Origin of the sequence: Nocardiopsis sp. NRRL B-16309 (assembly GCF_001279585.1) — a bacterium.
Lineage (GTDB): Bacteria > Actinomycetota > Actinomycetes > Streptosporangiales > Streptosporangiaceae > Nocardiopsis.
Window position 1 is genome coordinate 1 of sequence record NZ_LGEC01000065.1, and the last position, 13900, is coordinate 13900.

11 protein-coding genes, 1 pseudogene and 1 riboswitch are annotated in these 13900 nt (G+C 68.3%); of the genes and pseudogenes, 4 read left to right on the forward strand and 8 right to left on the reverse strand.

The window, feature by feature from the left end; all coding sequences use genetic code 11:
• Positions 1–262, forward strand: a pseudogene (locus ADL05_RS31065) (ATP-binding protein); the annotation flags it as partial.
• Positions 263–468: 206 nt separating this feature from the next.
• Here the strand turns inward: ADL05_RS31065 and ADL05_RS09775 are convergent.
• From ADL05_RS09775 to ADL05_RS09795, 6 genes are all read right to left on the reverse strand, one after another.
• Positions 469–1533, reverse strand: coding sequence for a hypothetical protein (locus ADL05_RS09775; RefSeq protein WP_053616572.1), 1065 nt, complete (start codon positions 1531–1533; stop codon positions 469–471).
• 21 nt (positions 1534–1554) lie between these two features.
• Positions 1555–3507 (reverse strand): methyltransferase, FxLD system, encoded by a 1953-nt coding sequence (gene fxlM / locus ADL05_RS29555; RefSeq protein ID WP_082376235.1) that lies wholly within the window; start codon positions 3505–3507, stop codon positions 1555–1557.
• Positions 3500–4747 (reverse strand): lanthionine synthetase C family protein, encoded by a 1248-nt coding sequence (locus tag ADL05_RS09785; protein WP_053616573.1) that lies wholly within the window; start codon positions 4745–4747, stop codon positions 3500–3502. Before ADL05_RS09785 ends, fxlM begins: the two co-directional genes overlap by 8 nt.
• Positions 4744–6885, reverse strand: coding sequence for a lantibiotic dehydratase family protein (locus tag ADL05_RS09790; protein ID WP_053616574.1), 2142 nt, complete (start codon positions 6883–6885; stop codon positions 4744–4746). The genes ADL05_RS09785 and ADL05_RS09790 overlap by 4 nt, the downstream gene beginning before the upstream one ends.
• A gap of 59 nt (positions 6886–6944) precedes the next feature.
• Positions 6945–7088 carry an FxLD family lanthipeptide gene (gene fxlA / locus ADL05_RS29560; RefSeq protein WP_082376236.1) on the reverse strand — a complete coding sequence of 48 codons (144 nt, stop codon included), beginning with the start codon at positions 7086–7088 and terminating at the stop codon, positions 6945–6947.
• 542 nt (positions 7089–7630) lie between these two features.
• Positions 7631–8047: an ATP-binding protein gene (locus ADL05_RS09795; protein ID WP_053616575.1), complete on the reverse strand. Its 417-nt coding sequence runs from the start codon at positions 8045–8047 to the stop codon at positions 7631–7633.
• 475 nt (positions 8048–8522) lie between these two features.
• On the opposite strand from ADL05_RS09795, the gene ADL05_RS09800 reads away from it, so the two are divergent.
• The 3 genes from ADL05_RS09800 (at position 8523) to ADL05_RS09805 (ending at position 11510) form a co-directional block, all read left to right on the forward strand.
• Entirely contained in the window at positions 8523–9341 is an 819-nt protein-coding gene (locus ADL05_RS09800; RefSeq protein ID WP_082376237.1) for a helix-turn-helix transcriptional regulator, read from the forward strand.
• Complete coding sequence (locus ADL05_RS29565; protein WP_082376238.1) at positions 9338–9514, forward strand: DUF397 domain-containing protein; 177 nt, start codon at positions 9338–9340, stop codon at positions 9512–9514. Before ADL05_RS09800 ends, ADL05_RS29565 begins: the two co-directional genes overlap by 4 nt.
• A 568-nt stretch (positions 9515–10082) precedes the next feature.
• Positions 10083–11510, forward strand: coding sequence for a non-reducing end alpha-L-arabinofuranosidase family hydrolase (locus ADL05_RS09805; RefSeq protein WP_197285753.1), 1428 nt, complete (start codon positions 10083–10085; stop codon positions 11508–11510).
• 189 nt (positions 11511–11699) lie between these two features.
• On the opposite strand, the gene ADL05_RS09810 is transcribed toward ADL05_RS09805, so the two are convergent.
• A complete protein-coding gene (locus tag ADL05_RS09810; RefSeq protein ID WP_053616577.1) occupies positions 11700–12851 on the reverse strand; it encodes a S1 family peptidase in 1152 nt (383 codons plus the stop codon).
• A 489-nt stretch (positions 12852–13340) separates the two neighbouring features.
• Positions 13341–13655 (reverse strand): multidrug efflux SMR transporter, encoded by a 315-nt coding sequence (locus ADL05_RS09815; RefSeq protein ID WP_053616578.1) that lies wholly within the window; start codon positions 13653–13655, stop codon positions 13341–13343.
• Between the two features lie 32 nt (positions 13656–13687).
• Positions 13688–13749, reverse strand: a riboswitch (guanidine-III (ykkC-III) riboswitch).
• Between the last annotated feature and the right edge of the window lie 151 nt (positions 13750–13900).

Sequence of the window (13900 nt, forward strand, 5' to 3'; positions counted from 1 at the left end):
CGACGCGGCCACCCTGCGCGTGTCCCTGAGCGACTGCGGCGGAGGCGGCGGCACGCCACGCATCCCCACCGAACGCACCGCCGACGAATGGGACTGGGCCGAAGGCCAACGCGGCCTCGTCCTGGTCGAGAGCCTGCCCACAGCCTGGGGGCACTTCCGCCTCGCCCCCTGGGCCGACCTCGGCACCCACGTCTGGGCCGAGTTCACGGTGGACCCGGCCTGCGCCCCGCCCGACCTGCGCCCCTACGTCTTCACCCGCTGAACAACGGAATTCGTGTCCCGTGGAATGCCCACGGGACACAGAACAACAAAAGGAATGAGGCACGTAGGATTCGCCTTCACTTCGAAGAAGGCGGAACCCATTCATGCTCACGGAGTTGGAGACAGCAGCGAAGAAGTTCGACTGGGTGCATGTCCGGCAAGTCAGCTCCCCGAGGTCAGCGCGAAGGCAGAAGTTCGGGCGATCGTTCAAACGCACATCGCGACGAGCGCGCCCTGGACTGCCGCGTCCAGCCGAGCTTGGACCGGTTGGGCCAGCCCACGCTGGTCGAGTCCACATGCCCGCACCAAATCCGATAGTTCAGGGCCTGCATCGCGAAGAGTGTCCTGCGGGATGGCCGCCACCAGCTCGCGTGCGCAGTAGCCGTTCCGGTCAGCGAGGATCCGGCCGATGAGGTCGTGGGTCACCGTCTCGGTCCGATCGTCATGGGGGCCGAGTACGTCGGCCACGGACAAACCGAGGCGGGTGTGGAACACCGCGGTGGCCGCCGACCAGGGCACCTGGATGTATGCGGTCCACATTCGTTCGCGCGCGGGCTCGGGAGGGTGGTCCCCACACAGTGCTCCGAGAAGAGCTGCGACTGCCTGCTCCCACGGCTCTCCAGGGACCGTGGAGTCCACCATCTGCCAAGCCTCCTGCGCGTCTCCGGCGACCAGGTGCGCGATGACTGCGACCTGGCGTCCGTCGCTCATGCGGTTGCCAACCCCGTTGTGGGTGCGCAGGTGGTCCAGCGCGTCGGTCCAGCGTCCGGCGGTGGTCATGGCACGGGTGCCGTCGGCCAGCAGCACGGTCCACAGCCACCGCACGACCTCGTGGTGGTCATCCTCGGTAGTGGCGAGCTGGGAGCACGGTACGACCAGGCCCTGGTCGACCTCAGTGTCGATACGAGCGCTGACGCCCTCGAACAGAGCCTCCAGCAGGCGCAAGGCGTTGTCGCCGTCGCCATCGCGGATACGTAGTCGCGCGAGGTTGACGACCGGCTCCAGGGCGTGGATCGCGGTCTTCGCGTCGCCGGGCAGGCGGGCGCAGACAGCGCGGGCGTGCTCGTGGCACCAGACGCGGGCCAGGTCGGGCAGCCCGACGTCGGAGGCGAGCAGGGCCGCCTGGTTGAGGACGGCCGAGGCTCGCACAGGGTCTCCGTGGGCGGCGTCGGCGAGCCGGACGAGCTCGTCGACGCGCGCATCCAACGGGATGCAGGCCGGGCGGGGGCGCGCCACCAAGGGGAAGCGGCGCGCCCAGTGGGGGGTCACCATCTCAGCTCTTCTCGGCTCGTGTCAGCGCCACACGGGCCTCAACACCGTCTCCTCGCCGTCGAGCGACAGCTCGAAGGAGACATCAACGGCGCGGTCCCAGGCGCGGATCTCAGCGGCCATGCGTTCAGCGAGTCGTTGTCCGGCCTCACCGTGGCCGATGACGCCGAACTCCCACAGGTTCTTCTCGTCGGGGACTCGTCGTGCGGTGAGGTAGGCCAGGCCGCGTCCTTCGACGGCGACGCTGGCCATGTCGCCCCACGGCAGTCCAGGCGAGACCAGGCCGGAGTCGACGGCGGCTCGGGAGGCGTTCATCCGGGACAGGGAGTTGTCCAGTTTCAGGGCCAAGCGCAGCCAGAGCCCGTCGCGGGGTTCCATGCCTCCGATGCTCACTCCGGTCCACACCGTGGTCGCGGGCTCGTCGAGCACGCCCATGACGTTTTCCGGGGAGATGGTCTGTTCCTGGTTGGCCTGTAGCGTCACCGTGCCGTCCGCGGTGACAGGGATGTAAGCACGGGTGTCGTCTCCGACACTGTCGCGCAGGGGCATGAACGTCGACAGCTGGCTGTCCACACTCACCCACTTGCTGCCCATGGACTCGAACACGATGGAGCGACTCACGTCCCCGGCGATCCGGACGGGCGCGACCAACCGGCCTTGGGGGGCTAGCTGCCGCGCCCACGCGGCGGGGATGCGGTGGGAGCCGACCGTGGCAATGATGCGATCGTATGGCGCACCGGTCTCGTGGCCGAGGGCCCCGTCACCGAGAACGACCTCAACGTTGCCGACCCCGGCCGCCGTGAGGTGGGCTGCGGCGTTGTCGGTGAGGTCCTGGTCGACGTCGATGGTGACCACGTGTCCGTCCGGACCGACGACGTGGGCCATGAGCGCGGCGTTGTAGCCGGTCCCGGTACCCAGTTCGAGGACACGCATCCCTGGTTCGATCTGTGCCTGCTCCAACATCATCGCGACGATGCGGGGTTGGGAGGCACAGCTCAGGGATCGGCCGTCCTCGTCGTCCTTGATGGACACGACCTTGTCGGCGTAGGCGTCCTCCAAGCTCGCGTTGGGGACGAAGACATGGCGGGGCACCTCTCGGAACGCTGCCTCCACCGCAGGGCTCTGGATGTGGTCGCCGTCGCGGAGCTGGTCAGCCAATGCCTGGCGGGCGTGGTTGATGGCCTCGCTGGTCGGGGCGGTCGTGTCGGTCATGACGACCTCTCGTGCTGTCGTTGTCAGGACATGTTGGTCCCAGTGGGGCAGCCCCCACCGGTTGAAGGAGAAGATCAGGTGGTGGGCGCACACCGCGCGTAGCCCGCGGGTAAGCAGGCCGCGCCGATGCAGCCCGGCGAGTCGCCGCCCCGCATCCGCGAGTTCATGGACCCGTTCCGCCTCGTCGCGCAGGGGACCGGACCCGATGAGCGGTTGGGGGTTGATCGTCATCAAGGTCCGAACCTGCTGGGCGAGCGTCGCGTCCGTGTGGAAGGGCTCAGGCCGGTTGCGCAGGCTCGCGACGCGCGCCCACACGTCTCCCTGTTCGTACCAGTCGAGGCCGGCTCCGCGCAGGAACACACTCGAAAGCAGGACGGCGAGTTCGCGGTTGCCCAGCTTCGGCGCCTTTCTCTGTGTGCGGGCGGCGCGATGCAGCAGGTGACGGCTCTCCTGGTGGAAGAGCTGATGTGCCAGGTCCATGGAGGACCGGCCGCCGAACGCCCACGTCTCCGGTTCGTAGATGCCGTGGGTCCAGCTCTTCACCGATCCGTGGACATGAAGCTGACGCAGAGCCCCGTCGAGGTGGGAGCGGGCGGCCGGGCCTCCGTAGTAGCGCAACCGCCAGCAGGGCCGTTTGCGGATGAACCACCACCCGGCCACCGGTCCGTTTTCGAGTGCTGGCAGAAGCCCGGATGCCGCTTCTGCTTCCGCGCCTGCCCAATCGGCCCACTCGATCCACACCTGCTCCTGCTCCTGCTCATCCATGGGAGTCCCCGATCAGGAGGAAGGAGAACCACGAGCTGGCGCTGCCCGAGCCGAGGGTGTGCAGGGCGGTGGCGGTGCCAGCACCGCCTTCGAGCATGCCGATTCCGCTGCGTGGTCCGCGCGGGGCCAACAGTTGCTCCGCGACCACGTCGGGATCGCCTCCGGACAGGATCGGGGCGAGCAGGTCGAAGGGGTGGCCGAGGCCGCTGGTATGGGCGAGGAGGGCGTGCCCGGCCCACCCGTGGCACAGCGAGTCGTCCACCACCATGCCCAACGAGATCGAATGGGTCAGGACGTCGGTCAGGGTCTGCCTGGCCGACGCCGCACGCTCGGTGTCGCCGAGCGCGCCGGCTGCGAGTTGTTGGGCTCGGCCAAGGCCTCCGGCCCCGTAGCACCAGGACGGCCGTTGTGGGCCGGTCACCTGCTCCGCCCCCTGGTGCTGGGCAGCCGTGGCCCAGTAAGGCCACCAGGTGCCACCTGGCCCGTCGTTGTGCCAGGTGTCCAGCCACGCGAGAATGCGTCTGATGGCCTCGGGCTGGCCGGGCACACGCACACCGTCTATCAGGGCGAGGGAAAGCAGAGCAAGCGGTCCGCCGATGCCGTGGGCCATGCCGTGGTTGGCGTGCCCGCCGGGGAACGCATCAGAGGGCTTGCCGCTGGGTCCCACTCGTGTCCACCATCCGGGCACCTCCCCACCGTCAGCGAGAACCACGGGTTCACTCAGGCGCACCAGGTACTCCATCACCTGACGCAGCTCCGCAGACTCCGGGGCGCGCAACATCAGCAGATGCCCCAGACCGGTGAGGCCACGGATCGCGTCGAATTCGGTCAGCGTCGGCAGCTCGCCTCGGTCGGCGCGCTCGTGCGCCCATCCCAGGCGCCGGCGCACGCCGCGCAGGAGTACGGGATCGAGCCGGGTGAGCTCTCCGCCACAGTCGAGGCCCGCTGACTCGGCGTGATGCAGGGCCAAGAGCACGGCCGGAGCGCCGAAGAACAGATGCGCGTCAGGGCTGGCTTTCACCCCGTCGGCGACCATGGCCTTGAGCCACAGGTGTACCGGTTCCCAGGAGCCGTGACCGGTGCGGGCGCGCTCGATGTGCAGCAGGGCGATGCCCGCTGCGCCTTGGGCCAGGGACTGGGGCCACCACTGGTCGCGGGAGCGCTCGAAGCCCTGCTCGGGTGTGGCCAGGCGTTCAGCGACCCCGCCCGCAACGGCGAGGGCGGTGTCGGAGGTGGTCATACCTCTCCCTGGGGACGGGTGAGCTGGAACAGGAGTTCGTGGGGGCGGCCACCGCACCAGCCGGACGAGCGGGGATCGGGGGCTTCCTGGAGGACGGCGGCGCCGGTGGAGGTCAAGTGGTTGCGCAGCAGGTACCGGTGGTCGTCCTCGGCCAGGTCCAGGCGCAACCACTGGTCGCCCCCACCGAGTTCGACGACGGTGGGGACGCGGCGACGGGTGGCGAACGCTGACCACACCTGGTCCCACTCCTGCCACCGGGCCTGGGGAGGAGGAAGGTCCTCGGGGCGAACGCGCCAGCACGCGGGGGAAAACACGATCCGCCCCGAGCGCAGACGCGGCACGAACGGCAATCTCGACGCCCCACCCCAGGTGAAGTTGGTGGCAGGCATGCGCTCGGCGCGCGGCAACTCGGCCAGGAACCTCACCAGCGCGGGCGCGAAGCGTAGGTTCAGAGCATGTGGCACCACCGGTTGGACACGGCATCCGAGGGAATGCGACCACAGGAACAATCCGCCCCCATCGCAGCCGACGGCGAGGTCATCCACTCCCAGCGCACCAGGCGATGGGTACTCGGCCACGGAGACCACGTGATCGAGCAGTTGAGGGACCCGAGCGACATGGGCACTACGCGCCGTCTGCGGGGGGAAGGACAATTGGACCGGCAGGGGCCCGGGGAGGGACCTCAGGATGGTGCCGAGCTGGCCGACCGTGTCGGTCATGGAGGCGAACCGGCCCGCCACGGTCGCGGCGGTACGCGAGACCCCCAACACCGCGAGACGGAACCGGCCCGAGTCCAGAGCAGCCGGGGACGGGGATTCGAGCCGCACCCTCATCTCCGTGTGCCGCACTGTCCGTGCGTGCTCCTCCCCCCGCATCATCGTCACCAGATCGTCGACGAGCACCTCGTGGCGGTGGTCGAGTGCGGCGGCCTGCGCCTGCTCCAACAGCCAGCGGTCACGTGCTGACACCGCGCTGCTCGCGTTGGCCTTGTCGTCCCAGTCCGGGTATCCGACACCGGACGGTTCAACGACCTTCGCGACGGGCACGAGGGAGCCAGTGCCGTACCGGTCGATGAAGCGCTCCCGCCATCCCCGCCAACTCGCCAACCCATCCCTGTGAGGGCAGAGCATCTCCAGCATGCCCATCGCGTCCTGGGCGGCGTGGGCGACTGTTCGGGGAAGCGTGATGTCGGCGTCCAGCCGCAGGTCCACGCCCAGAGACGGCAGACTCGACAGCTCCCTCATCGCCTCCATCGCAGCGCCGGTTCCGTTGCCAGCAGCGTTGGCCGTGCCTATGGCCTCCTGAATGCGGTTCGCCTTCTTCGCCACCAGAGTGCCGCCGGGCCCTATCCCGCGTAGCGTCGCCTCCAGGCGTTCCACCGGGGATGCTGTGGAGGGCGGACGCAGATTCGTCAGGAGAGCCCCGACCCATACCAACTGGGTGAGCATCGTGGTGATGCCTTCGCACGCCTCGTCCGGGTGAGCGGTGCTCACGGCTTCCACGACGGAACCCCATGACGTTGGATGGCGCGCTGATTCCATCGCGACCTGCACCGCGCTGGTGTAGCGGAGTCGAGCCTGCTTGCTCGTGGCCAGCGGGTGCCCAGGGTCGGGCCGGGCAACCTGGGGAACAACAAGCTGACCGTCCTGCAACGAGGCCGTGGAGTTCGCGATCACCTGGGTGCGGCTGAGCAGCGCAGGCAACGCCTGCAACTGTTGGGCCACGCCGGCCACCCAAGCACCCGTGGGGGCGACGATCCGGCGGTACCCGTGCCAGCGGACGCTCACGTGCTCTCCGAATTGAGCGGTGGTCACCCCTGCGAACGTGCCGAACGGGGTCGCTCTGTGCTGGGCACGCAGCACGTACCGCATCACCGCAGCCACGACACGGCGAGCCCGCGTGCGACGAACGAGCCCGCCACACAGGAGAACGTCTACGCGATTGGAGAGGGTCGGGGAAGCGTGGCTGATCGCGGCGGCGAGTTCCCCGTGCCCCCACACCGACCGCAACCATTCACACCAGGCGTCTCGGTCACCGTTGACGAGGTCGGGCCACCCAGGTGGGGTGTAGTCGGCGTGCACGGTCGCTCGAACGTAAGGGGTGCCCACCACCTGCCAGCGGGCGGTCTGTGTGAACATCTGCGGCCTCCAGCGCGTGTGGTGCCGCGCCCCTCCAGGACGCGGCACCTGGGGTTCGGTCAGTCGCTCCCGCTGGTGCAGCAGGCTCCCTCGCAGGTGGTGCCGCAACCGTCGTCGGTGAGGTTGATCGACTCCGAGAACGCGTCGGAGTCTTCGATCAGGGTGATGTCCAGGGTGAGCGGGCTGTCGGAAGGGGGCGCCATACAAAATCCTTTCGTGCATCCTAATGATTTGAGAAATTGACCTGTCGAAGGTCAATGAAAACGACGATAGCAATCGCCTTGAGGTTTGTCATGTGACATTTTGAGTGCCACTTGTTGGCAGATTTAGACATTAATATTAGGCAACTGGCAGATGTGAATATGCCGGTTGCAGGAGTTTTCTTATGTGGCCGGTGTGGCGAAGGAAGCCAAGCCGGGTGTTCAGCGGATGCCCTCACCGTCTCGGTTCAGGGGGTGCTTGGTGTGCCGAGCCGGTCGAGGAGTTCGTTGACTGCGCCGAGGTCGTAGAGGATCGTTGTCCCTCCCTCCAGGCCGGTGACGGTGGAGATGGATGAGAGCCATCCATGGGTCCGGTCAACGGCAACATCGCGTCGGGCGGCCCGCCGGACAGCGGTCTCGTAACGTGTCCGGGTGTGCTGCATGACCGCAGAAGTGCCGAGTCGTCGTGGGGCTCGGGTCGTCGCGCGAGTGCTAGTGGAGCTCGGCGCGATGCCGCGTGCGGAGGTACACGGAGGTGCGGCGTTTCACCGGGCCACCTCTGCGAAGACTCCGGTTCCGACCGGCAAACGCCCCCAGGCGCTGGCGAAGGACTCCACGAGGAACAGGCCACGACCGCGTTCCGCATTCAGTGTCGGAGTGCGCCGGGCGAGAGTGCGGCCGTCCCGCGGGCCACTGTCTCGCACCTCGATGCGTACCCGGTCCGGGTAGGTGATCAGTCGTACCGCGAACTTGCCGCCGGCGAAACCGCTACGCGTGTGCTGGACCGTGTTCGTGACCACCTCAGACAGGATGAGCGTCAGATGCTCAGGCACATCAACGCCTTGCTCCACGAGCCTGAGCTCTGCCCACTCCCGGGCTTGACCGACAGATTTCTTGAGTCCCGCGAAGGTGTGTCGGGCTATCGATGTGCTCGCTTGGAGATCGGTGGAGATCACGCTCATGCCCCTGTGATGTAGGGCATCGGTCGAGCGATGGCGAGAAGGGCGCGGATGCCGTGCGGAGCCGGCAGCGGTGGCGGGGGCGCGCTGGGGATGCCCAGGCGCTCGCGGTACTGCTGGACGGCTCGGGCAAGGGTGGGGTTCAGTGGCGGGAGAAACCGTGGATCTCCCAGGGACAAATCGGTAGACTGCATTCGTCTCACCTCAGACGCATCGGGGTAGAGCACATGCCCCGTTGGCCGCTTCCGACTTCGGCTATCGGGGCACTTGTGTGTTCCAGTCGTGTGGCCTGGTGAGTCGCTTATGACCTTTGCGTGAATAGGGCGAAACGTCACTCCGTCCCCCAGGCCGGGAAGCCTTCTATGGCTGATCCACCTCAAACCTTGCCAACGGCACCGGCTCCAGGTCTATGATTACCGCTCAATCCGGTAAAAATTCTATGGCTAGCGGTAGAGTCGGGTATTCGGGCGGTTGGCTGGTGAAGACAGAAGATGGCGACGAGGCATCGAGGCGTCGCTTCGGTAAGTTGCTCAAGAAAACCCGAGGTCAGGCCGATCTCACACAGCAGCAACTGGCGGCGATGGCTATGGTCGCACAGAGCACGATCAGCGATTTGGAGCTAGGGAAAAAAGGGACACGGCGGGACCCGGTGGCACGTCTCGACAAGGTGCTTAACGCTCGTGGCGTGCTTGTGGACGCGTGGGATGCCGTCTTCTCCGGTGTCGGGATGACCGCATACTTCCGCGAGGCGGCCGAGGCAGAGCAGGCGGCCGTCAAGATTCGGGAGTACTCGCTGGGGCTGATACCTGGCTTGTTCCAGGTGGAGGAGTACGTCCGGGCGATCAGTGAACTGGCAGAGCCCGAAGCTCCTCCAGAGGTCATCGATCAGATCGTGAAGACCCGACAGCACCGGCAGCGCATCCTGGAGCGACCCCATCCGCCGACGATCACAGTGCTACTGGACGAGGTGGTCTTGCTGCGACGGTTTCGTGACCCACAGGTGATGGTGACGCAGATCGATCACCTCATCGAGCAGTCATACCGCCCGCGCACGAACATCCAGATAGTGCCGATCGATGCCGAGGGACATGCAGGTCTGGGCGGGTCGTTTACGCTGATGGAAGTACCCGATTCCGGTGCTTTCGTCTATGTCGAGAGTCAGCAAACGGGGGTATCGCTCAAGCAGCCGACGGTTGTGGCAAGCTACGACCGGACGTTCGCGGATCTGAGGAGCGCTGCGCTGCCGGTACCGGCGTCACGATCCAAGATGGAAGAGATTCGAGGCAGCATCACATGATGACCGAAGGTTGGAAGAAGTCGTCGTACAGCAACGGCAGCGGCGGCCACTGCGTGGAGACCCGGCGGGACGACGCTGCTGTCCTGGTCCGCGACACCCAGAACCGCGACTTGGGCCATTTGTCGACCCCGGCTCCTGAGTGGCTGGCCTTGGTCAGTGCTCTGCACACGTAGGCCCCGATCCATAGCGGAGCCACGGGTGATTGCGCATCCCGTCCGTCTGAGTCCGTCCCTCGCCGACCGGCGACACCGTGTCCCACGGACAACAATCCCGCGACCCGCTCAACGCTTGCCAAGTCCGGAGGGCCCCGGCCCCGGACCGCGGCCTCGGCAGCGCGCAGTGGATAGGCCCCGCTGGGGTCGTGCGCCAGGTCGCCGGACGGCCCGGCGACCGTGTACGCGACGAGTTCCGCGACGTCCCCACGCGCGTGGGCGGGTGACCCGCGCGGAGCGGTCGCGCGTGCACGACCGCGAAGGCGAGTGGCCCCCGGCGGATCGTTCCGCCGGGGGCCACTCGCGCTTCCGACACTATCGAAACTTTCGAAATATATCTCGAAAACAGGGATTGACTTCCGGCGCGCCATCCCTCAGATTCAACGGCAAGGGCGACGACGCCCCGACTTGTTAGCGCTAACACCCCCCGAGCGCCGGAGGTAGAACCATGTCCACGTTGAGCAGGTCCCCGATCGCGCCGCCCCCGCCGTGGCCAGGACGGCTCCTTCGTGCCGTCATCGCCTGCGTGATCGCCCTGGCGGTCGGCGGCGCCGGTTCCGCGCTGCTGCCGACGCCCGCCACGGCGGCGACCGTCGACACCGACGCCTGGTACGTGCTGGTGAACCGCGGCAGCGGCAAGGCCCTGGACGTGTACAACCGGGCCACCCATGACGGGGCGCGGATCACCCAGTGGTCCCGCAACGACCAGCACCAGCAGCAGTGGCGGTTCGTCGACTCCGGCGACGGCCACTACCGGTTGCAGTCACGCCACTCGGACAAGGTGCTGGACGTCCACAACTGGTCGACCGCCAACGGCGCGGGCATCGTCCAGTGGACCGACCACGACCAGGCCAACCAGCAGTTCCGGTTGGAGGACTCACCCGGCGGCCATGTGCGGCTGGTCAACCGGCACAGCGGCAAGGCCGTGGAGGTCCAGGGCGGCTCGAACGCCGACGGTGCGAACGTCGTGCAGTACGACGACTGGGGCGGCGACAACCAGCAGTGGCGGCTCGTGCGCGTCGACGGCGAGGGACCGGGCGACACGTGCGCCCTTCCGTCGAGCTACGACTGGACGTCGACCGGCCCGCTGGCGCAGCCGGACCCCGGGTGGGTCTCGCTCAAGGACTTCACCCACGCCCCCTACGACGGCGGGCACCTCGTCTACGGCACGACCCATGACACGGGAGACTCCTGGGGCTCGATGAACTTCGACGTCTTCGACGACTGGTCCGGCATGTCCTCGGCCGATCAGAACCCGATGCCCTTCTCCGCCGTCGCGCCGTCGCTGTTCTACTTCGCCCCCGGAGACGTCTGGGTGCTCGCCTACCAGTGGGGCGGGCCCGCCTTCTCCTACCGGACCTCGACCGACCCCGCCGACGTCAACAGCTGGTCGGCGCCGCGAACGCTCTTCGACGGAAGCATCACCGACTCCGGCACCGGACCCATCGATCAGGCGCTCATCGGCGACGACACGGACATGTACCTGTTCTTCGCCGGAGACAACGGCAGGATCTACCGGGCGAGCATGCCCATCGGTGACTTCCCGGGCAGCTTCGGCTCGACCTCGACCACCATCATGTCCGACACCACCAACAACCTGTTCGAAGCGGTTCAGGTCTACCGGGTCCAGGGCCAGGACCAGTACCTCATGATCGTCGAGGCGATCGGGGCGCAGGGCGACCGGTACTTCCGCTCGTTCACGGCCTCCAGCCTGGACGGCACCTGGACGCCGCAGGCCGCCACCGAGAGCGACCCCTTCGCCGGCCTGGCCAACAGCGGCGCCACGTGGACCGACGACATCAGTCACGGCGAGCTGATCCGCACCGACCCCGACCAGACCATGACCGTCGACCCCTGCGACATGCGGTTCCTCTACCAGGGACGCGACCCCGGCTCCGACGGCACCGACTACGGCCACCTGCCCTACCGTCCCGGCCTGCTGACCCTCCAGCGCTGACGGGCAGTGCCGGATCCCGGGTCCGGCACGGTCGGCGGTGACGTCGCGGGCCCATGGACCCGGGACGAGCACCGTCCGTTGAACACCGGGGGCGTGTCCCGTGGGATCCCCACGGGACACGCCCCCGGGCACGGGACCGGCCGCCCGGAGCGGGGGCGCGGGCGGCCGGTGGCTGGTGGATCCGTGGGGTCAGCCGGTGAGGAGGGTCAGGTTCCACTGCTCCAGGATCGGGTTGACCGGCTGGAAGTAGGTGGTTCCGCCCCAGGTGCAGTTGCCGGAGCCGCCGGAGGTCACGCCCTGGGCCTCGGTGCCCGTCACCCAGGAGCCGCCGGAGTCGCCGCCCTCGGCGCACGCGGTGGTGCGGGTGAGGCCGTTGACGACGTCACCGCCGTAGTTGACGCTCTGGTCCTTGGCCTCGATCGTGCCGCAGTGCCAACCGGTGGTCTGTCCCGACCGGCAGACCGCGCCGCCGACCGGGGTCTCCTGGGAACCGGTGACCGTCACGGCGCCGCCATTGTGGTCGTCGACCAGCGGAGTCGCGGTGTGGCCCGCGCCCGAGCGCACCCAGGCCGCGTCCTGGCCGGGGAAGACCGACTCGGCGACCGTGCCGAGCTGGTCCGGTCCGCCCACCTGGAGCCAGGTGGACGATCCCGCCGCCCCGCAGTGCCCGGCGGTGACGTAGCCGCCCACGACGCCGAAGCCGACGGAGCAGACGAACCAGTCGGAACCCTGCTGGAAGTAGTACGGGCTGCCGCCGACGATGTCGGCGTAGGTGCGGGGCTCCTCCGTGCCCTCCTCGACGGTGAAGGTGTCCACGTCCAGGCCCGCCTCGGCGGCCAGCGCCTCGGCGTCCCCGGCCGCGCCCTCGGCGGCCTCGATGACGACGGTGTCCAGTTCGGGGTCGGCGTACCAGCCGTGGACGCCGTCGGACGCGGCCTCCTCGGCGCCGTTGAGCGCCTCGACGGCCGCCTCCAGCTCGGACTCGCCGTGCTCGACGTGCTCGGGAACGGCGCCGGCCTCGCGGACGGCCTCGCCCGAGGACGGGTCCGTGACGCGGACGGTGAGCGCACGGGTCTCGGTGTCGAAGACGGCGCCGCCGAAGTCGGCGCCGAGCTCCTCACGCAGGTCGGCCTCCAGCTCGGCGGCCTCGGCCTGGGCGTCGAGGAGGTCGGTGACACCGGCCTCGCTGAGGCCGAACTCCTCCTGCATGGCGGCGATCTGCTCGGGGTCGAGCGCGGGGGTGGCGGAGGGGTCGGCCGATGCCGCGGTGACGGGGGCCAGGACCAGTCCGGAGGCGAGTGCGGCGGTGGCCGCGAGTCGCCCGAGAGGGGAAATCGACAACGTCTGCCCTTTCTAGCGGGGGTGACAAAGCAGAGGGCACACACGTACCCCAGGGGGACGGCTCCTGGGTTGTGGGGACCCTGAGCCATCTTTCGCCCACACGGTGTGAACGTCGAGCAAAAGTAAAGGATCTGTCCGTAGGGGGGCAATAGCCGAACACTCTCCGCGTTCGGCGCGATTCGCCACGGACTCCGACGTGGGTTCACCACGGAGCGGTACCGCGCGACTCCTTTACGCCCGGGTAACAAGACGAGAGACGCTCGCGGCCGCGCGTCGCGTCTAGCACGGAGCCGGGCATGGCGAAAGGGATACATGCTGGCCGGAAGCGGCCATTAGTCATCACATACCGTCACTGCCCAGGTGGGATCGGCGAGCCCGTCCGAACGCCTCCCGCACATGACACGACCGCCCCGCCCTCCGGGGAGGACGGGGCGGTCGCCGTGGGTCCGAAGCGGCGAGTGGGAGGCACGCCCGACGGGCCAGTTCGACTCAGTGGAGCAGCTTGAGACCGACCAGGCCGCCGACGACGAGCATCAGGCACAGCATCTTGGCGAGGCTGAAGCCCTCACCCAGGAAGAGCATGCCCACCAGCGCGGTACCGACCACGCCGACGCCGACCCACACCGCGTATCCGGTGCCGACCGGGATGGTGCGCAGCGCGTAGGCGAGTCCGCCCATGCTCAAGGCGAGCGAGACACCGAAGACCACCGACGGCCACAGGCGCGTGAATCCGCGGCTCGCGTCGAGCGAGACGGCCCAGACGGCTTCCAACAGACCGGAGACGATCAGGACGAGCCATGCCATGGGAATCGGACCTCCGCCGACGTAGGTGCACGTACGCGCCGTCTTGTCCTACCGGGTACGGCGCACCTCGTCCGGGGTCGCGTGAGCGCCCTCCGCCCCGGGCCGTCGGGCCCCTGGGGCGGTCCGGCTCCGCGGCCGGTCGTACGCTACAACGCCCCGATCCCCCGGGGCGTTCCGGGGCGACGCGGTCAGACGGATCACCACGGGACACCGCTCGCCGACCGTTCACCGCACCACGTGACCGT